4 protein-coding genes are annotated in these 22,766 nt (G+C 61.7%); 3 read left to right on the top strand and 1 reads right to left on the bottom strand.

Going from position 1 to position 22,766, the window contains the following annotated elements:
- Positions 1–30 precede the first annotated feature (30 nt).
- The gene (locus tag BM079_RS11295) at positions 31–426 is read right to left on the bottom strand and encodes a DUF7079 family protein (RefSeq protein WP_090134045.1); all 396 of its coding nucleotides are present in this window, start codon (positions 424–426) and stop codon (positions 31–33) included.
- Positions 427–671: 245 nt separating this feature from the next.
- Here BM079_RS11295 and fabV point away from each other — a divergent pair, with 245 nt between their 5' ends.
- The 3 genes from fabV to BM079_RS11280 all read left to right on the top strand — a co-directional run bounded on the left by fabV (position 672) and on the right by BM079_RS11280 (position 22,582).
- Positions 672–1,871: an enoyl-ACP reductase FabV gene (gene fabV, locus BM079_RS11290; RefSeq protein ID WP_090134043.1), complete on the top strand. Its 1,200-nt coding sequence runs from the start codon at positions 672–674 to the stop codon at positions 1,869–1,871.
- 8 nt (positions 1,872–1,879) lie between these two features.
- Entirely contained in the window at positions 1,880–2,554 is a 675-nt protein-coding gene (locus BM079_RS11285; protein ID WP_090134041.1) for a DUF2959 domain-containing protein, read from the top strand.
- Positions 2,555–2,830: 276 nt separating this feature from the next.
- Positions 2,831–22,582, top strand: a complete 19,752-nt coding sequence (locus BM079_RS11280) for an Ig-like domain-containing protein (protein WP_090134039.1) — start codon at positions 2,831–2,833, stop codon at positions 22,580–22,582.
- Positions 22,583–22,766: the final 184 nt, after the last annotated feature.

Raw genomic sequence — 22,766 nt, 5'->3', positions numbered from 1 at the left:
CCACTGGATGCCCCTTTTCATGTCCGGCGGTTACTCATCAGATGTGGTGCGCCGCCGAGTGTGAACGACATCCATGAGCATGTTGTAGCGATGGCGCGTCATCATGGTGGTCAGGCCGGAGAAGAGCAGCCAGAAGCCGCGTCGCCAGCGGGTCAGTTTCCAGACATGAAAGGTCAGCTGGCGAAGCAGCCGATCTTCGTCAAAGGAACGCCATTCTCCGGTAATCGAAACCTGATGGCGCACCAGCACCGGCGACATCTCGACGCGATAGATGCGCTCGAGCTCGTCCATGGTGAAATCATGCTGCTCGATGACATCCGCCATATGGGCGTAGTCGCGCTCGCCGGGCTCGCGATCCAGCCACAGCGGTGCCAGTGCCATCCAGAGATCGCGACGATGATCGAGCAGACGTTGTGGATCATTCATGCTGTCATGAGAAGACGACACAGTTTTTACCCTGCAGTATGGAAGCGGTTGAAGCACATCGACCCCGACGAATGCGGACACCTGCGTCCGTACTCGGTAAAATACGCGCTAGGCTGACATGACTCAATTTTGAACGGCGCAAGGCTTGTGATAAAGCCTTGCGCCATCATGGACACAGCAATTTTCGAAGGGCAGACCATCTGCTGAGATGTCCTTCGTTTCTATTTCCGGCAAGAGAGGTGAGTGTGGTTATCCATCCCAAGGTTCGCGGTTTCATCTGTACGACAACCCATCCGGTCGGCTGCGAGCAGAACGTGCGCGAGCAGATCGAGATCACGCGCGCGCGCGGCAGCATTGAAGGTGGCCCCAAAAAGGTGCTGGTCATCGGGGCTTCTACCGGTTATGGCCTGTCGGCGCGTATTACCGCTGCCTTTGGATGTGGTGCCGACACGCTGGGCGTGTTCTTTGAAAAGCCGGGCACCGAGACCCGCCCGGGGTCGGCAGGCTGGTACAACGCGGCAGCCTTTGATCGGCTGGCAAGCGCCGAGGGGCTCTACAGCCGCTCAATCAACGGTGACGCCTTTGCGCATGAAACGCGCGACCAGGCCATTGACATGATCAAAAACGAGATGGGCGGCCAGATCGATCTGGTGGTCTATTCGCTGGCCTCGCCGGTGCGCAAGCTGCCCGACAGCGGTGAAGTGGTCAAATCGGCGCTCAAGCCGATCGGCGAGACCTACCGGGCCACGGCGCTGGACACCAACAAGGATCAGATCATCGAGGCCTCGGTCGAGCCGGCGTCACAGGAAGAGATCGATAACACCATTCGCGTCATGGGTGGCGAGGACTGGGAGCTCTGGATCGACGCGCTCGATCAGGCTGGTGTACTGGCCGAAGGTGCCAGCACGGTGGCCTTCAGCTACATCGGTACCGAAATTACCTGGCCGATCTACTGGCATGGCTCGCTGGGCAAGGCCAAGGAGGATCTCGATCGTGCGGCGCAGGCCCTTGATACCCGTCTGGGTCAGAAGGGCGGCCATGCCAATGTTGCTGTGCTCAAGTCGGTGGTTACTCAGGCCAGTGCGGCCATTCCGGTCATGCCGCTCTACATCTCCATGGTCTATCGGATCATGAAGGAGAAAAGCCTGCATGAAGGCACGATCGACCAGCTTAACCGCCTGTTCCACGAGCATCTGGCTGCCAGTCAGCCGCCGGCGCTGGATGACGCCGGCCGACTGCGCCTGGACGACCGCGAGCTGCGTGATGATGTGCAGGACGAGTGCAAGGCGCTCTGGCCACAGGTCACCAGTGACAACGTCTTCGAGCTGACCGACTATGCCGGCTACAAGCATGAGTTTCTCAAGCTGTTCGGCTTTGATCGTGACGACGTCGATTATAATGCCGACGTCAATCCGAAGGTCGATTTCGACGTGGTTCAACTCTGAGGGCCATCATGGCGTTATCGCGACACACACGCTGGAAGGCAGGGGCACCGGTGGCCGTGCTTCTGGCAGCCCTGACACTTTCGGGCCGTCAGAGTGCCTACTACGACGTCATGGAACAGGCCGGCGTTCACAAGCGCGATATTCTCTCGGATCGTGTCATTGCTGCCCGTGATGCGCAGCAGAAGGCGGATGAGCAGTTCTCCTCGGCGCTTGAGCGCTACCAGAGCGTGGTGACGGTACCCGAAAGCAGGCTGTTGCATGCCTACAGTGATCTCGAGTCCGACTACGAGCGCAGCCAGGCGGCTGCCGAACGTGTCAGCCAGCGTATCGATGCCATCGAAAGCGTGGCACAGGCGCTTTTCAACGAGTGGGAAGGCGAGCTGGATCAATACCAGAACCAGGCATATCGACGTCAAAGCGAGCGTGAGCTTGAACAAACACGTCAGCGCTATGGCGAAATGCTTGATGCCATGCACCGCGCCGAGGACACCATGCCGCCGGTGCTGACGGCCATGCATGACAACGTGCTGTTTCTCAAGCACAACCTCAATGCGCGCGCCATCGGTGCGCTAAAGGGGGAAGTGAGCCAGCTTGAAACGCAGATCGCCACCCTGAGGCGTGAGATGCAGGCCTCGATTGAGCGCTCCAACCGCTTCATTGATGGCATGGCGCCCGCAAACTGACGAGATCCATTTGTTGTGCTTCAAAAGCAGCCCTTCAGGGGCTGCTTTTTTTATGTTGAATGGAACCAGGCTGCTTAATCTAAAGTGCTATCGATAGTTTAGAAATATTTTATAAATATCAGTATTCGCTGCTACTTTTCATATTTGTGGTTTAGTCAAAAAGCGGATTTGAAGCGTAAAAACACTGGTAATCGATAATTAGAACAGAGCGGCGGGTGCCATATATTCGCCGATACTGACGTTTTTCGGCTCTGAAGCAGGATAGGGGACTGAGTTATGGCGGCTTATACGGTTGCGCGTGTTGATGGCGTGGTGCTTATGCTTGACCCTCGCAAGCTGGTGACCCAGGGGATGGCACTGCCTGAAAATGCGGTACTGATGGCAGCCGATGGTGGTCGTATCATCCTGGCCGACGGTACGGTCCTCAGCCTGAGTGCCGGCCAGCCAGCAACCCTGATGGCCACGGGCGACGTGCCTGAACTGGTGAATGCCTCGCCGTCAGCGCAAGTCGACCCTGAAATTGCCGCACTGCAGGCCGCCATCGCTGCCGGACAGGACCCGACAGAAGTTCAGCAGGCGCCGGCTGCTGGTGCTTCCTCGGGCGGTGACGGTGGCAGCCTTTCCGGGGGTGGCGGCTTCTCACAGCCCTTTGATATCAACCGCAGCGGCCGGGAGCAGCAGACCGAATATCGCTATAGCGCCGGTTTCACGGATACCGATACAACGCCCACCTCTTCACCCGCGGGCTTTGCAGGCAACACCGACGCGGATGATGGCACGACCACACCGACCGACCCGAACACCGGCGGCGGTACGACCACGCCGACTGATCCGAACACCGGTGGTGGCACCACCACGCCGACCGACCCCAATACCGGCGGCGGCACGACCACGCCGACCGACCCGGATACCGGCGGCGGCACGACCACGCCGACTGATCCGAACACCGGCGACGGCACGACCACGCCGTCCGATCCGAATGCCGGTGGTGGCACTACAACGCCGACCGATCCGAACACCGGCGGCGGCACGACCACGCCGACCGACCCGAACACCGGCGACGGCACGACTACGCCGACCGACCCCAATACCGGCGGCGGCACGACCACGCCGACCGACCCGAACACCGGCGACGGCACGACTACGCCGGCGGTCACCATTTCTCTTGACCCTGTCGCAGAAGATGACATCGTCAATGCCGACGAGGCGCGCAGTAGTCTGATCATCAGCGGCGCGGCCGGTGGTGATGCTATTGCAGGCGATATGGTGACCATCACCATCGGCGATCATGCCTACATGACGCTTGTAGACGAATCTCTTTCTTTCAGTATTGCCGTGCCAGGAAGCGTTCTGGCCAGCAGTCATACTGTCATTGCAACCATCAGTCATGCCCATGACAGTGGCGTCAGCACGGCCACCACTTCCCATGCCTATACAACAAGCCTGGAAGCGCCGATCGTTTCGATTTCGCTGGAGGCCATCGCCGGCGATGATGTGCTCAACGCCAGCGAGTCCGGTCAGAGCATTACCCTGACAGGAACGGCTGGTGGTGATGCGGTCGCCGGGGATCCTGTGACGATTTCGATCGGGTCGCAGAATTACACTACTGTCGTAGGCATGGAGGGTGCTTTCTCGATCTCCGTTCCCGGCTCAGTGCTGGCGCAGGCGGAAGCAGTCACAGCCATCGTTTCGCATCGCGACGCTGCAGGTAATAACGGTTCGGCCACCACCTCCCGTGGCTACACGGTCGACATCGTGCCTCCCGAACTCTTGATCACGCTGGATACCATTGCCGGCGACAACGTCATCAACGCCGAGGAAGCCAACCAGGCCGTACCGGTGACCGGCACGGTTACGGGCGAGTACGCCGCGGGTGACAGCGTCACCCTGACAGTCGGCCAGCAGAGCTATACCGGTGTGGTGAATGCCGACGGCACCTTCTCGATCAATGTGCCGGGTAGTCAACTGGCTGGCAACGACGCGATCCGTGCAGAAGTCAGTCACACCGATGCCGCTGGCAACACTGGTAGCGCCAACACCGCCTCCAGCTACGGCGTCGATACCGATGTGCCGGTGGTCACCATCAGCCTCGACACCATCGCCGGCGATGATGTGATCAATGCGGCGGAAGCCGGGCAGGATGTCGCCATCACCGGTCAGGCCGGCGGCGATGCGGCGAGCGGCGATGCCGTGACGATCTCGGTCGGCGGCCAAAGCTATACCACCACTGTTGCGGCCAATGGCACCTTCAGCGTGGCCGTGCCCGGAACGGTACTGGCCACTGCCGGCGTCAACAGCGTCTCGGCCTCGGTAAGTCACACCGATGCCGCCGGTAACACCGGCAGCGCTGAAACCAGCCGTGACTATACGGTCGACACCACGCCACCGGCACTGGCCATCCAGCTCGACACGATTGCCGGTGATAACGTCGTCAACGCCGAGGAGTCAGGTCAGAACATTCCGGTGACCGGGTCGGTTACGGGCGAATACGCTGCGGGCGATACCATCATCCTGACGGTTGGCCAGCAGACCTACACCGGTGCAGTGAATGCCGACGGCACTTTCAGCATTGCAGTGCCGGGTTCACAGCTTGCTACCAATAACGCTATTACGGCCTCCGTCTCGCACACTGATGCGGCAGGCAATACCGGTAGCGCCAACACGGCGACCAGTTACGGCGTCGATACTGATGTACCGGTTGTTACCATCAGCCTCGACACTATTGCCGGTGATGATGTCATCAACGCGGCGGAAGCCGGGCAGGAGGTCGCCATCACCGGCCGGGCCGGCGGCGACGCGGTGGCCGGGGATACCGTGACGATCTCGGTCGGTAGTCAGACCTATACAACGACCGTCGCGACCAATGGCACCTTCAGTGTGGCCGTGCCCGGTTCGATACTGGCAACGGCCGGCACTAACAGCGTGTCGGCCTCAATCAGCCACACCGATGCGGCTGGCAATGTGGGTACGGCGACCACCGATCGCGGTTACAGCGTCGACACCACACCGCCGGCGCTGATGATCGCGCTGGATACGCTGGCCGGCGACAATGTCATCAACGCCGAGGAAGCCGGACGTGATGTCCCGGTAACCGGTACGGTCATGGGCGAATATGCCGCGGGCGATCTCGTCACCGTCACGGTGGGTCAGCAGAGCTACACCGGCGCAGTGAGCGGCGACGGCACCTTTAGCATCAGCGTGCCCGGATCGCAGCTGGCACAGAACAACTCGATGACCGTCACGGTGTCGCATACCGACGCCGCCGGTAATACCGGCAGCGCCAACACCGCGACCAGCTATGGCGTCGATACCGATGCCCCGGTCGTGACCGTGAGCCTCGACACCATCGCGGGCGATGACATCATCAACGCCGCGGAAGCTGCGCAGGATGTGACCGTCACCGGCCGGGCCGGGGGCGACGCGGTGACGGGTGACACGGTCACCGTCAGCGTGGGAGGCAACAGCTACACCGCGACCGTGGGTCAGAACGGCGTGTTTTCGGTGGCTGTTCCCGGAGCAGTTCTTGCTCAGTCAGGGACCAGCAATGTGTCGGCGTCGGTCAGCCACACCGATGCGGCCGGCAACGTGGGTACGGCCACCACCGATCGCGGTTACAGCGTCGACACCACGCCGCCGGCGCTGACGATCGCGCTGGACACCCTGGCCGGTGACAACGTCATCAATGCCGACGAGGCCGGTCGAAATATCCCCGTGACCGGTACGGTCAGCGGTGAATATGCCGCGGGCGATCTCGTCACCGTCACAGTGGGTCAGCAGAACTACACCGGGGCGGTGAACGACGACGGCACCTTCAGCATCAACGTGCCGGGTAGCCAGCTGGCACAGAATGACGCGATCCGTGCAGAAGTCAGTCATACCGATGCCGCTGGCAATACTGGTAGCGCCAACACCGCCTCCAGCTACAGCGTCGATACCGATATACCGGTCGTTACCATCAGCCTCTACACCATTGCCGGCGATGACGTGATCAACGCGGCGGAGTCCGGCCAAAGCATCCCGGTCACCGGTACGGTTACGGGCGAATACGCCGCGGGTGATCTCGTCACCGTCACGGTGGGGCAGCAGAACTACACCGGCGCGGTGAACGGCGACGGCACCTTCAGCATCAATGTGCCGGGCAGTCAGCTGGCGCAGAATGACGCGATCCGTGCAGAAATCAGCCATACCGATGCGGCCGGCAACGTGGGCAGTGCCAACACCGCCTCCAGCTACGGCGTCGATACCGATGTGCCGGTGGTCACGATTTCGCTGAATACCATCGCCGGCGACGATGTGATCAACGCGGCGGAAGCCGGGCAGGACGTTGCCATCACCGGTCAGGCCGGCGGCGATGCCGTGGCCGGGGATACCGTCACCGTTAATGTGGGTGGTCAGAACTACACCACCACCGTGGCTCAGAACGGCAGCTTCTCGATTCCCATCCCCGGTAGTGCCTTGGCTCAGGCTGGCGCCAGCAGTGTATCGGCGTCGGTTAGTCATACCGATGCCGCCGGCAACACCGGCACGGCGACGACCGATCGCGGTTACAGCGTCGACACCACGCCGCCGGCGCTGATGATCACGCTGGACACCCTGGCCGGCGACAACGTCATCAACGCCGAGGAAGCCGGGCGTGATGTCCCGGTGACCGGTACGGTCAGCGGCGAATACGCTGCGGGCGATCTCGTCACCGTCACGGTGGGTCAGCAGAACTACACCGGCGCGGTCAACGGTGATGGCTCCTTTAGCATCAATGTGCCCGGATCGCAGCTGGCACAGAACGATTCGATCACGGCGACTGTGTCGCATACCGATACAGCCGGCAACGTAGGCAGTGCCAACACCGCGACCAGTTATGGCGTCGATACCGATGCGCCGGTCGTAACCGTAAGCCTCGACACCATCGCCGGCGATGACGTGATCAACGCCGCGGAAGCGGCTCGGGATGTGACCGTCACCGGTCGTGCCGGCGGCGACGCAGTCGCCGGGGATGTTGTGACAATCTCGGTCGGTAGTCAGACCTACACCACGACCGTGGGCCAGAACGGCGCGTTCTCGGTGGCAGTGCCGGGCAGCGTACTGGCCGGTGCAGGTAGCGGTTCGGTGAGTGCCGCGGTCTCGCACACCGATACGGCCGGCAACGTGGGTACGGCCACCACCGATCGCAGTTACAGCTTCGACACCACACCGCCGGCACTGGCCATCCAGCTCGACACCATTGCCGGCGACAACGTCGTCAATGCCGAGGAGTCGGGTCAGAGCATTCCGGTCACCGGTACGGTCACGGGCGAGTATGCCGCGGGCGACACCGTTACGTTGACAGTTGGTCAGCAAACCTACACCGGTGCGGTCAACGCCAACGGCACCTTTAGCATCAATGTGCCCGGCAGCCAGCTGGCACAGAACGGCGCGATCCGTGCAGAAGCCAGTCACACCGACGCTGCCGGTAACACCGGCAGCGCCAACACCGCGATCAGCTACGGCGTTGATACCAATGTGCCGGTGGTCACGATTTCACTGAATACCATCGCCGGCGATGATGTGATCAACGCTGCGGAAGCGGCGCAGGACGTGACCGTTACCGGCCGGGCCGGAGGTGATGCGGTGACCGGCGATGTCGTGACGATCTCGGTCGGCGGCCAAAGCTATACCACCATCGTTGCGGCCAATGGCACCTTCAGCGTGGCCGTGCCCGGAGCAGTTCTTGCTCAGTCAGGGACCAGCAATGTGTCGGCCACGGTCAGCCACACCGATGCGGCCGGCAATGTGGGTACGGCCACCACCGATCGCGGTTACAGCGTCGACACCACGCCGCCGGCCCTGACGATCGCGCTGGACACCCTGGCCGGCGACAACGTCATCAATGCCGAGGAAGCCAACCAGACCGTACCGGTGACCGGTACGGTCACGGGCGAGTTTGCCATGGGTGATATCGTCACCGTCACGGTGGGTCAGCAGAGTTACACCGGGGCGGTGAATGGTGATGGCACTTTCTCGATCAACGTGCCCGGCAGCCAGCTGGCGCAGAACAGCTCGATGGCCGTCACGGTGTCGCACACCGACGCCGCCGGCAACACCGGCAGCGCCAATACGGCCACGAGCTACGACGTGGACACCGACGCACCGGTCGTGACCGTGAGTCTCGACACCCTCGCGGGCGATGACGTGATCAACGCCGCGGAAGCGGCGCGGGACGTGACCGTCACCGGTCAGGCTGGAGGCGATGCGGTGGCCGGGGACACTGTTACCGTTAACGTGGGTGGTCAGATCTACACCACCACCGTAGGCCAGAACGGCGCCTTCAGTGTCGCCGTCCCGGGATCAGTGCTAGCCAGCGCCGGCTCGAACACGGTCAGTGCGTCCATCTCGCACACCGACACAGCGGGCAACACCGGCAGTGCCGAAACCAGTCGCGATTATACGGTCGACACCACGCCACCAGCGCTGACGATCGCGCTGGATACTCTGGCCGGCGACAACGTCGTCAACGCCGAGGAGTCCGGCCAAAGCATTCCGGTCACCGGGTCGATTACAGGTGAGTATGCTGCGGGTGACACCGTCACACTGACGGTTGGCCAGCAGACCTATAACGGTGCGGTGAATGCTGACGGCACTTTCAGCATCGCAGTGCCGGGTTCGCAGCTTGCTGCCAATAACGCCATTACGGCTTCTGTCTCGCACACTGATGCGGCAGGCAATACCGGTAGCGCCAACACGGCGACCAGTTACGGCGTCGATACTGATATACCTGTCGTTACCATCAGCCTCGACACTATTGCCGGCGATGATGTCATCAACGCGTCGGAAGCAGCGCAGGACGTGACTGTCACCGGTCGGGCCGGGGGCGACGCGGTGACGGGTGACACGGTCACCGTCAGCGTGGGAGGCAACAGCTACACCGCGACCGTGGGTCAGAACGGCGTGTTCTCGGTGGCCGTACCCGGAACGGTACTGGCCACTGCCGGCGTCAACAGCGTCTCGGCCACGGTCAGTCACACCGATGCGGCCGGTAACGTGGGTACGGCGACCATCGATCGCGCTTACAGCGTCGATACCACGCCACCGGCGCTGTCGATCACGCTCGACACCATTGCCGGCGATAACGTCGTCAATGCCGAGGAGTCGGGTCAGAGCATTCCGGTCACCGGCACCGTAAACGGCGAGTATGCCGCGGGCGACACCGTTACGTTGACAGTCGGTCAGCAGACCTACACCGGTGCAGTGAATGGTGATGGCACCTTCAGCATTGCAGTGCCGGGTTCTCAGCTTGCCGCCAATAACGCCATTACGGCCTCTGTGTCGCACACTGATGCGGCCGGCAACGTGGGCAGTGCCAATACTGCCTCCAGCTATGGCGTCGATACCGATGTACCGGTGGTTACCATCAGCCTCGATACGATCGCGGGTGATGATGTGATCAATGCGGCGGAAGCCGGGCAGGACGTCACCATTACCGGCCAGGCCGGTGGCGATGCGGTGGCAGGGGATACCGTCACCGTTAACGTGGGCGGTCAGAACTACGCCACCACCGTGGGTCAGAACGGCAGCTTCTCGGTTGCGGTTCCCGGTAGTGCCTTGGCTCAGGCTGGCGCCAACAGTGTATCGGCGTCGGTCAGTCATACCGACAATGCCGGCAATACCGGTAGTGCCGAAACCAGCCGTGACTATACGGTCGACACCATGCCACCGGCACTGGCCATCCAGCTCGACACCATTGCTGGCGATAACGTCGTCAACGCCGAGGAATCGGGCCAGAGCCTTCCGGTGACCGGGTCGGTCACGGGGGAATACGCTGCGGGCGATACCGTTACCCTGACGGTTGGCCAGCAGACCTACACCGGTGCGGTCAACGCCAACGGCACCTTCTCGATCAATGTGCCGGGCAGCCAGCTGGCGCAGAATGACGCGATCCGTGCAGAAGTCAGTCACACCGATGTCGCCGGTAATACCGGCAGCGCCAATACGGCCACGAGCTATGACGTGGACACCGACGCACCGGTGGTCAATATCAGTCTCGACACCATCGCCGGCGACGATGTGATCAACGCGTCGGAAGCCGGGCAGGATGTCGCCATCACCGGTCAGGTCGGCGGCGACGCGGTGACAGGCGATGCCGTGAAGATCTCGGTCGGCGGCCAAAGCTATACCACCACCGTTGCGGCCAATGGCACCTTCAGTGTGGCTGTGCCCGGAGCAGTTCTGGCTCAGTCAGGGACCAGCAATGTGTCGGCCTCGGTCAGCCACACCGATGCGGCCGGCAACGTGGGTACGGCGACCACCGATCGCGCTTACAGCGTCGACACCACGCCGCCGGCGCTGACGATCACGCTGGACACCCTGGCCGGCGACAACGTCATCAACGCCGAGGAAGCCGGACGTGATGTCCCGGTGACCGGTACGGTCAGCGGCGAATATGCCGCAGGCGACAGGGTGAGTCTGACGGTCGGCAACCAGAGCTATACCGGTTCACTCAATGCCGACGGCACCTTCTCGATCGACGTGCCCGGCAGCCAGCTGGCTGGCAACGATGCGATCCGTGCAGAAGTCAGTCATACCGATACCGCTGGCAATACTGGCAGTGCCAGCACCGCGGCCAGCTACGGGGTCGATACGGTAGCTGGCAGTAGTATCTGGATTGCCACCATCGCTGGTGATGATGTAATCAACGCTGCTGAGGCAAGCGGCACCATTACCGTATCCGGCAAGGTCAATGCGACATGGGGTGGTCAAAATGTCGATGGTGATGCAGAGCCCGGTGACAGAATTACCCTGCAGGTTGGCGATCATATCTACGAAGGCGTTGTTCGGAACGATCTGACCTGGAGCATTAATGTTCCCGGGCAGGATTTTCTAGGGGGCCAGCAGGTCATCGCCACCGTCAGTGGTACCGACGATGCCGGTAATCCCTTCTCCAGCAATGCTACGTTGCCTTACAGCGTCGACATCACGCCGCCGGCCCTGACGATCACTCTGGATACGCTTGCCGGCGACAACATCATCAACGCCGAGGAAGCCGGACGGGATGTCCCGATCACCGGTACGGTCAGCGGTGAATACTCCGCGGGTGATCTCGTCACCGTCACGGTGGGTCAGCAGGGTTACACCGGGGCGGTGAACAGTGACGGTACCTTTTCGATCGACGTCCCCGGATCGCAGCTGGCGCAGAACGGCTCGATTGTGGCTGTCGTCTCGCACACCGACACCGCCGGCAACACCGGCAGCGCCAATACGGCCACGAGCTACGGCGTCGATACCGACGTTCCTATAGTTAGCATCAGTCTCGACACCATCGCCGGCGATGATGTGATCAATGCGGTGGAAGCCGGGCAGGAGGTCGCCATCACCGGTCAGGCCGGCGGCGACGCGGTGGCCGGGGATACCGTCACCGTCAACGTGGGCGGTCAGAACTACACCACTACCGTGGGCCAGAACGGCGCCTTCAGTGTCGCGGTCCCGGGTGCGGTACTGGCCCAAGCTGGCACCAATACTATCAGTGCTTCGGTTTCGCATACTGATGCTGCTGGCAATACCGGGACGGCGACCACCGATCGCGGTTACAGCGTTGACACCACGCCACCGGTACTGGCCATCCAGCTCGACACGATTGCTGGCGATAACGTCGTCAACGCCGACGAGTCGGGCCAGAACATCCCGGTCACCGGGTCGGTCAGCGGTGAATACGCCGCGGGGGATCTAGTCACCCTGACCGTCGGCAACCAGAGCTATACCGGTTCGCTCAATGCCGACGGCACTTTCAGCATTGCAGTGCCTGGTTCGCAGCTTGCTGCCAGCAATTCCATTACGGCCTCCGTCTCACATATCGACGCCGCCGGTAACACCGGCAGCGCCAACACCGCGACCAGCTATGGCATCGATACCAACGCGCCGGTGGTAACCATCAGCCTCGATACGATTGCGGGTGATGATGTCATCAATGCTGCGGAAGCGGCGCAGGATGTGACCATTACCGGCCGGACCGGGGGCGACGCGGTGGCCGGGGATGTCGTGACGATCTCGGTCGGCGGCCAAAGCTATACCACCACCGTTGCGGCCAATGGCACCTTCAGCGTGGCCGTGCCCGGCACAGTGCTGGCGACGGCCGGTGCCAACGGCGTGTCGGCCTCGGTCAGTCACACTGACAGTGCCGGCAATACCGGCAGTGCTTCGACCAGCCGTGACTATGCGGTCGACACCACGCCGCCGGCGCTGTCGATCACGATCGACACCATCGCCGGTGATAACGTCGTCAACGCCGATGAGTCGGGTCAGAGCATTCCGGTCACCGGGTCGGTTACGGGCGAGTATGCCGCAGGTGACACCGTTACGCTGACGGTCGGCCAGCAGAGCTACAGCGGTGCGGTCAACGCCGATGGCACCTTCTCGATCAATGTGCCCGGTAGCCAGCTGGCACAGAACGACTCGATCACGGCGGCTGTGTCGCACACTGATGCGGCAGGCAATACCGGTAGCGCCAACACGGCGACCAGTTACGGCGTCGATACCAACGCGCCGGTGGTCACCATCAGCCTCGACACCATCGCCGGCGATGACGTAATCAACGCCGCGGAAGCAGCGCGGGACGTGACCGTTATTGGTCGGGCCGGTGGCGACGCGGTGACCGGCGATGCCGTGACGATCTCGGTCGGCGGCCAAAGCTATACCACCACTGTTGCGGCCAATGGCACCTTCAGCGTGGCCGTGCCCGGCACGGTGCTGGCGACGGCTGGTGCCAACAGCGTATCGGCCTCGGTCAGCCACACTGACAGTGCCGGCAATACCGGGACGGCGACTACCGATCGCGGTTATAGCGTCGACACCACGCCACCGGCGCTGACGATCGCGCTGGATACCCTGGCCGGCGACAACGTCGTCAATGCCGAGGAGTCGGGTCAGAGCATTCCGGTCACCGGTACGGTCACGGGCGAATATGCCGCAGGCGACAGGGTGAGTCTGACGGTCGGCAACCAGAGCTATACCGGTTCACTCAATGCCGACGGCACCTTCTCTATCAACGTGCCCGGCAGCCAGCTGGCACAGAACGACTCGATCACGGCCTCCGTCTCGCACACTGATGCGGCAGGCAATACCGGTAGCGCCAACACCGCCTCCAGCTACGGTGTGAATACCGATGTGCCGGTAGTCACCATCAGCCTTGACACCCTCGCCGGCGATGACGTGATCAACGCCGCGGAAGCCGGGCAGGAGGTCGCCATCACCGGCCGGGCCGGGGGCGATGCGGTGACGGGTGACACGGTCACCGTCAGCGTGGGGGGTAACAGCTATACCACGACCGTTGCTCCCAATGGCACTTTCAGCGTGGCCGTGTCCGGAACGGTGCTGGCCACTGCCGGCACCAACAGCGTGTCGGCCTCGGTCAGTCACACTGACAGTGCCGGCAATACCGGCAGTACTTCGACCAGCCGTGACTATGCGGTCGACACCACACCGCCTGCGCTGACGATCACGCTGGACACCCTGGCCGGCGACAACGTCATCAACGCTGAGGAGGCAGGTCGTGATGTCCCGATCACCGGTACGGTGACGGGCGAATACGCCGCGGGTGATCTCGTCACCGTCACGGTTGGTCAGCAGACCTACACCGGGGCGGTGAATGGTGATGGCACTTTCTCGATCAACGTCCCCGGCAGCCAGCTGGCGCAGAACAGCTCGATGGCCGTCACGGTGTCGCATATCGACGCCGCCGGTAACACCGGCAGCGCCAACACCGCGACCAGCTACGGCGTCGATACCGATGTACCGGTCGTTACCATCAGCCTCGATACGATCGCGGGCGACAACGTCATCAACGCCGAGGAAGCCGGTCGTGATGTCCCGATCACCGGTACGGTCAGCGGTGAATACGCCGCGGGCGATCTCGTCACTGTCACGGTGGGTCAGCAGCGCTACACCGGCGCGGTGAACGGTGACGGCACCTTCTCGATCAACGTGCCCGGCAGCCAGCTGGCTGGCAATGATGCGATCCGGGCAGCAGTCAGTCACACCGACGCCGCCGGAAATACCGGCAGTGCCAATACGGCCACGAGCTATGGCGTCGATACCGATGCCCCGGTCGTAACCGTAAGCCTCGACACCATCGCCGGCGATGACGTGATCAACGCTGCGGAAGCGGCGCGGGATGTGACCGTCACCGGCCGGGCCGGCGGCGATGTGGTGGCCGGGGATACTGTCATCGTTAACGTGGGTGGTCAGACCTACACCACCACCGTGGACCAGAATGGTGCCTTCAGTGTCGCTGTTCCAGGTGCGACCCTAGTCAGCGCCGGCGCGAACACGATCAGTGCGTCCATCTCGCACACCGATGCCGCCGGTAACACTGGCAGTGCCACCACCGATCGCGCTTACAGCGTCGACACCACACCGCCGGCGCTGACGATCGCGCTGGATACGCTGGCCGGCGACAACGTCATCAACGCCGAGGAAGCCGGACGTGATGTCCCGGTGACCGGTACGGTCAGCGGCGAATATGCCGCAGGCGACAGGGTGAGTCTGACGGTCGGCAACCAGAGCTATACCGGTTCACTCAATGCCGACGGCACCTTCTCGATCGACGTGCCCGGCAGCCAGCTGGCTGGCAACGATGCGATCCGTGCAGAAGTCAGTCATACCGATACCGCTGGCAATACTGGCAGTGCCAGCACCGCGGCCAGCTACGGGGTCGATACGGTAGCTGGCAGTAGCATCTGGATTGCTACCATCGCTGGTGATGATGTAATCAACGCTGCCGAGGCAAGGGGTACCATTACCGTATCCGGCAAGGTCAATGCGACATGGGGTGGTCAAAGTGTCGATGGTGACGCAGAGCCCGGTGACAGAATTACCCTGCAGGTTGGCGATCATGTCTACGAAGGCGTTGTTCAGAACGATCTGACCTGGAGCATTAATGTTCCCGGGCAGGATTTTCTAGGGGGCCAGCAGGTCATCGCCACCGTCAGTGGTACCGACGATGCCGGCAATCCCTTCTCCAGCAATGCCACGTTACCTTATAGCGTCGACACCACACCGCCGACTCTGACGATCACGCTGGATACCCTGGCTGGCGACAACGTCATCAATGCCGAGGAAGCCAACCAGACCGTACCGGTGACCGGTACCGTCACGGGCGAATATGCGGGGGGCGATCTCGTCACTGTCACGGTGGGTCAACAGACCTACACCGGGGCGGTGAACGACGACGGCACCTTCAGCATCAACGTGCCCGGCAGCCAGTTGGCACAGAACAGCTCAATCGTGGCTGCTGTCTCGCATACCGATGCCGCCGGCAACACCGGCAGCGCCAACACCGCGACCAGCTATGGCGTGGATACCGATGCTCCGATTGTAACCGTAAGCCTCGATACCATCGCCGGCGATGACGTGATCAACGCCGCAGAGGCGGCGCAGGACGTGACCATCACCGGCCAGGCCGGTGGCGATGCGGTGGCGGGAGACACGGTTACGGTCAGCGTGGGGGGCAACAGTTACACCGCGACCGTGGGTCAGAACGGTGTGTTCTCGATGGCAGTGCCGGGCTTAGTACTGACCGGGACGAACATCGGTTCGATCTCTGCCAGCGTTAGCCATACCGATCCTGCTGGCAATGTAGGCAGCGCTGAAACGACCCGTGCCTATGGTGTTGATGTCACACCGCCTTCGGCCGTTGCGGATACAGGTACCACTCAGCAAGAGCAGATACTGAGTGTTGAGGCCAATCAGGGCGTTCTGGCCAACGATTCCGATACAGGAGGCAGTACAACTTCCTTGAAGGTTATTGCCATCGATGGAAACACGGATGCCGTCGGGCAGGCTGTTGCCGGTTCGAATGGCGGAACTTTCGTCCTTCGAGCCGATGGTAGCTATCAGTTCGCTCCGGGGAATACCTTCAATTCCCTGGCGGCCGGGGAGGAGGCCACCTCCCGGATTCATTACACCGTCAGTGATGGCAGCGGTAATGTCTCCGTCACTACGCTGACGGTGACCATTATTGGTACCAACGACGTACCTATTATCAGCGGGCAGGCCACAGGCAGTGTCACCGAGGATCGCAACGTCTCCGGCAATAACCTGACCGCGACCGGTGCCCTGACCATCAGTGACGCCGATACCGGACAGTCCTCCTTCAACACCGGCAGTGTCACCTTTACCGGTGCCGGCGGCAGCACCAACGGGGTGACCACCGCGTTGGGATCGCTGTCGATCGGCGCCAACGGCGCCTGGACCTACACGGTCGACAACGCTCGTGTGCAGTATCTCGATGCTGGCCAGAGCCGGGTCGAGACCTACACCGTGAAATCGGCCGATGGCTCGGCCACCCAGACCATCACCGTGACCATCAACGGCACGGCGGACGCCCCGGTCATTGGTGGCGTCGCCACTGGTGCCGTGACTGAAGACAGCAACGTCAACAACGGCAACCTGGTCACCACCGGCACGCTCACCGTCAGTGATGCCGACGCCGGTCAGTCCAGCTTCCAGGCCGGCAGTGCCACGCCGATCGGCACGCCGCTGGGCAGCCTGACCATCGGGGCCAACGGCCAGTGGAACTACAGCGTTGATAACGCCCGGGTGCAGTACCTGGCCGCCGGCGAGACGAAGGTCGAGCAGTTCACGGTAAGAACTGCAGACGGCACGCCGCAGACTATCACCGTGACCATCAACGGTACGGCGGATGCCCCGGTCATTGGTGGCGTCGCCACCGGTGCCGCGACTGAAGACAGCAACGTCAACAACGGCAACCTGGTCACCACCGGCACGCTCACCGTCAGCGATGCCGATGCCGGTCAGTCCAGCTTCCAGGCCGGCAGCGCCACGCCGGTCGGCACGCCGCTTGGCAACCTGACCATCGGCGCCAACGGCCAATGGAACTACAGCGTTGATAACGCCCGAGTGCAGTATCTGGCCGCCGGCGAGACGAAGGTCGAGCAGTTCACCGTCCGCACCGCGGACGGCACGCCGCAGACCATCAGCGTCACCATTACCGGCACCAACGATGTGCCGACCATCGGCGGCACGGCAACTGGTAGTGTCACCGAGGATCGCAACGTCTCCGGCAACAACCTGACCGCGACCGGTGCCCTGACCATCAGTGATGCCGATACCGGGCAGTCCTCCTTCAACACCGGCAGTGTCACCTTTACCGGTGCCGGCGGCAGCACCAACGGGGTGACCACCGCGCTGGGATCGCTGTCGATCGGCGCCAACGGCGCCTGGACCTACACGGTCGACAACGCTCGGGTGCAGTATCTCGATGCCGGCCAGAGCCGGGTCGAGACCTACACCGTGAAGTCGGTCGATGGCTCGGCCACCCAGACCATCACCGTCACCATCAACGGTACGGCGGATGCCCCGGTCATTGGTGGCGTCGCCACAGGCGCCGTCACCGAAGACAGCAACGTCAACAACGGCAACCTGGTCACCACTGGCACGTTCACCGTCAGTGATGCCGATGCCGGTCAGTCCAGCTTCCAGGCCGGCAGTGCCACGCCGGTTGGCACGCCGCTGGGCAGCCTGACCATCGGCGCCAACGGTCAGTGGAACTACAGCGTCGACAACGCGCGGGTGCAGTACCTGGCCGCCGGCGAGACGAAGGTCGAGCAGTTCACGGTCCGCACCGCGGACGGCACGCCGCAGACCATCAGCGTCACCATCACCGGGACCAATGACGTACCGACCATCAGTGGTCAGGCCACCGGCGCCGTTACCGAAGACAGCAACGTCAACAACGGCAACCTGGTCACCACCGGCACGCTCACCGTCAGTGATGCCGATACCGGGCAGTCCAGCTTCCAGACTGGCAGCGTCACGCCGGTCGGCACGCCGCTGGGCAGCCTGACCATCGGCGCCAACGGTCAGTGGAACTACAGCGTTGATAACGCCCGGGTGCAGTACCTGGCCGCCGGCGAGACGAAGGTCGAGCAGTTCACGGTCCGCACCGCGGACGGCACACCGCAGACGATCAGCGTCACCATTATCGGCACCAACGATGTGCCGACCATCAGTGGTCAGGCCACTGGCGCCGTCACCGAAGACAGCAACGTCAACAACGGCAACCTGGTCACCACCGGCACGCTCACCGTCAGTGATGCCGATGCCGGTCAGTCCAGCTTCCAGGCCGGCAGCGCCACGCCGGTCGGCACGCCGCTGGGCAGCCTGACCATCGGCGCCAACGGTCAGTGGAGCTACAGCGTCGACAACGCGCGGGTACAGTATCTGGCCGCCGGCGAGACGAAGGTCGAGCAGTTCACCGTCCGCACCGCGGACGGCACGCCGCAGACCATCAGCGTCACCATTACCGGCACCAACGACGTGCCGACCATCGGCGGCACGGCAACCGGCAGTGTCACCGAGGACAGTAATGTCTCCAGCGGTAATCTGATGACGACCGGGGCATTGACGATCAGCGATGCTGATGCCGGTCAGAGTGCGTTTCAACCCGGCAATGCGACAGCGTCCAGCGGTACGCTGGGGTCACTCTCGATCACCAGCAGTGGGAGCTGGACTTACAGTGTCTCCAATGCGTCCGTTCAATATCTCAAGGCTGGCGAAACAAAAGTCGAGAACTTTACGGTCACGACGCTGGATGGAACGACAAGGACGATTTCGGTCAGCATCGTGGGGACCAACGAGCTGCCGGAAGCCCGCGACATTACCGTTACGGGAAACGAAGATCCTTCGCCGCTGATTGCCGTCAATCTTGCGGGTACCGATGTGGATGGTTCGATCGCCAGTTTCCAGATCACGGGTACAGGCGCCAACGGTACTTTTTATAGTGATGCCGCAGGAACTCAGGTCATAAGCAACGGTGCATCCATCGCTGCCAGCAACAATGGGGCAACCATCTACTTCAAACCTGCTGCGAACTGGGCGGGAACGACATCGCTGCAATACACGGCTACAGATAATAACGGCGGCAAGGATCCGACGCCGGCAACAGCAACGATCAATGTCAATGCCGTAGCTGATGCGCCAGCGTTGACACTGAGTGGTAATACCGCTAACGGTGCAGGGTTGCTTCGTGAGACGTTCTCGATCAACACGCTTGGCAACAATGGCAATGGTGCTGATCCAGCGACCATGCAGGCGGCCATCGATCGTGCCGGAACACCGGCCAGCAGCAGTAACGTCACGGATATCAGCAATGCCAGCGTGACGGCGGGTACAGGAACGCACGTTTCCGGCCTGATGTACATGGAGGCCGGTAAAACCTATGCCTTCAGTGGCGGCGGAGACGACAGTATTCGTCTGCTCATCGGCGGTAATGTTGTCGCTCAGGCAACCTGGGGCGGCAGTGGCGGAAATTACGCTGGTAGCTTCAAGCCGACGGTGTCCGGTTATTACACCCTTGATCTTTACCATCACAATCAGTCCGGTCCCGGATCCTATACCATCAATGTGGGCGTCAACGGTGGAGCAGCGTCGCCGTTGAGCACCAAAAGCCAGGTATTGATGCAGGATGTCAGCGCCCTGGACGCGGCCAGCGTCAACCATTCCGGATTGCTTGGCAGCGATGGTAATGGCAATGGTTATTACCAGTCCTATGCCATGAATGAAGGGGATGAGAATTCAACCATATACCTGTCCAGAGTCGCTGCGGCCGTAACGGATACGGATGGGTCAGAGAGCATCAGCCGTGTTCAGATCAGTGGCATACCGGTAGGGGCAACCATCAGTGACGGTATCAACAGCTTTACGGCCACTCAGGGGGCGACCAGTCAGAATGTTACCGGCTGGAATCTGAATACCCTGACTGTCAAGCCGGCGGCCAACTACGACGGCACTTTCAATCTTGTCGTGACTGCAACGTCAAAAGAGTCCAGCAACGGTGACACGGCCAATACAAGCGTTACTGTTCCGGTCACCGTGCATAACGTTAACGACGCACCCACGGCTGTCGCCGATGTGGCTTCTGTCAGTGGCCAGGGCGTCGAGAATATCGTTTATCTCTCTACTGTCGGTGGAACATTATCCACCTGGAATGTCACGACCGGCAGTCAGCAGGGGCAGACCATTCGTGATGGTTCGGGAAATGTTGTCAGCGGACTGGGCGATATCGCTGCCAGCAATACCCCGGGGCGTCTGTATGGGGTGGCCTATTCGAATTCGGCCGGCGGCACGATGCTTTACAGCATCAATCCTCTGCATAGCGGTACTGAGGCAAGAGCGGTAGCGTTGGGTGCGATTACCGGCGCTGCCAACCTGGTGTCGTTGACGCTCATGCCGAGCGGCCAGCTGCTGGCTGCCAGCTATACGGATGGCGGCCTTTATGCGATCAATCCGACCACGCTGGTGGCGACAAAAGTGGCAACGGTCGGTTTCAACGCCGGTGGCGATATCAAGTATGTCGGCGACCATCTTTATGCCTCGAACCAGAGTGGCAAGGTCTATGACATTGCTCTCAACAGCGATGGCAGTATCAAAACCAACAGCAGTGGCATGGCGACAACCACACTGGTGGCTTCAATGCCCAATCAGGTGTATGGGCTGGCCGATGATGGACGCGGCAACCTGCTGATTGTCACCACCGACAATCGGGCCACGCCGATGAATGTCGATACCAATGCACTGGGGACGCCAACGACACTAACGGCGCTGGGCAACTCGACGCTCTTTGGGGCTGCTGGTGGGGTTGGCACCGCAACTGCTGGAACGCCATCGGCTACCGGTAATGTACTGGCCAACGACCGCGATCCTGATGGTGATCCCATCAGCGTCGTCTCGATCAACAATGGTACGGCAGGCAGCGCTTCGGCTGTCACTACCGGTACGACCGCCACGATTCATGGTGTTTATGGCACGCTGACCCTGGATGCCAATGGTCGTTATACCTACATGCTGGACCCGGATCGCCCGACCACGCGGGCACTCCTTGGCGGAGGCAAGGCCAGCGACAATTTCAGTTACACCATCAGCGATGGAAAGGGCGGTACGTCAACGGCCACTCTGACCGTCAGTGTCACGGGGGCAACTTTCAATCAGCAGCCCACGGCTCAAGGGTTTACGGTCGGACTTACCAACCGAAGTATTGCCAACGACACGGTCTATATCGACTTCAACAATAATGCCCGGTTCAACGACCGTGAAAGCGGCTCTGCGTTGAGCATCCAGATCACCTCCCTGCCGACCAACGGCATTCTCTATGCCAGCGGTGTCGCCATTACCCACCAGGATGTGCTCAAGGGCACCGTGTTTGATTCCAATACCATCACCTACAACCCCAACGATCAGTCGCGCGTTGAGAGAACCGGTAACTGGTATTCCGGCTATTCCAACACCACGGTTGAAGATAAGCCATTGGCCGACAGCTTTGGCTTTGCGCCGCTGGATGGGAGCCGGCAACCCGGCGAAAGCCGCACGGTGACGCTGGCCGCCGATGGCAGTGGGACATCCGTCAACGTGGTAACCGGTTCGAATGTATCGGGCACGTCCGGTGCTGATCTGGAGCTGGGCACCTCCGGTAATGACATCCTGACAGGGGGCGACGGCAACGATCTGTTATTCGGTTACGGCGGTGATGACGTTCTTTCAGGCGGCAGTGGCAATGATCGTCTGTTCGGCAGCAGCGGCAACGATCGTCTGGATGGCGGTACCGGCACTGACCGGCTGGTGGGTGGCAGCGGTAATGACATTCTGACCGGTGGGGAGGGCAGCGACACCTTTGCCTGGATGCGAGGCGATCAGGGCAGCGCTTCCAGTCCTGCCATTGATCGCGTCACTGACTTCACCCGCGGCAGCGGCGGTGACGTACTGGATCTTTCCGACCTGCTCGATATCGGCGGCAGCGGCAGCAACGCCCAGGATGCCAGCCTCGCCTCCCAGTATCTGCACTTCGTCAAGGGAGAGGGCAGCGGCGCACCGGGTGCGGCCTCCAGCAACAGCTCGACGCTCGAGATCAAGACCGACGGCCCGGGAGGCGGCGTCACCCAGAAGATCGTGTTCAGTGGTGTGGACTTCACCACCCTGGGCAATTCAGATACGGAGATCATCAAGACACTGCTGGACAACGGCAACCTCAAGACAAACCTCGACGGGTAGATGAACATCGCGTCGCTTGCCACGGCCATGAACCCGGAAATAGCCGTATAAATCATCGCTATTTCGGGCAAAAGCCGGCGGCGGCGCGTCTCACAATAAGACGCAGGCGTAGATCCATGCGCTCCGTCATGTGGCGTCTGCCACCAGTATCAGGTCTTTGTGAAACCGAAAGAGAAGGGGCAGC

The organism is Kushneria avicenniae (assembly GCF_900112585.1).
GTDB lineage: Bacteria > Pseudomonadota > Gammaproteobacteria > Pseudomonadales > Halomonadaceae > Kushneria > Kushneria avicenniae.
The sequence above is the reverse complement of the archived record's forward strand: the minus strand, read 5'-3'. Positions and strand labels throughout refer to the sequence as shown.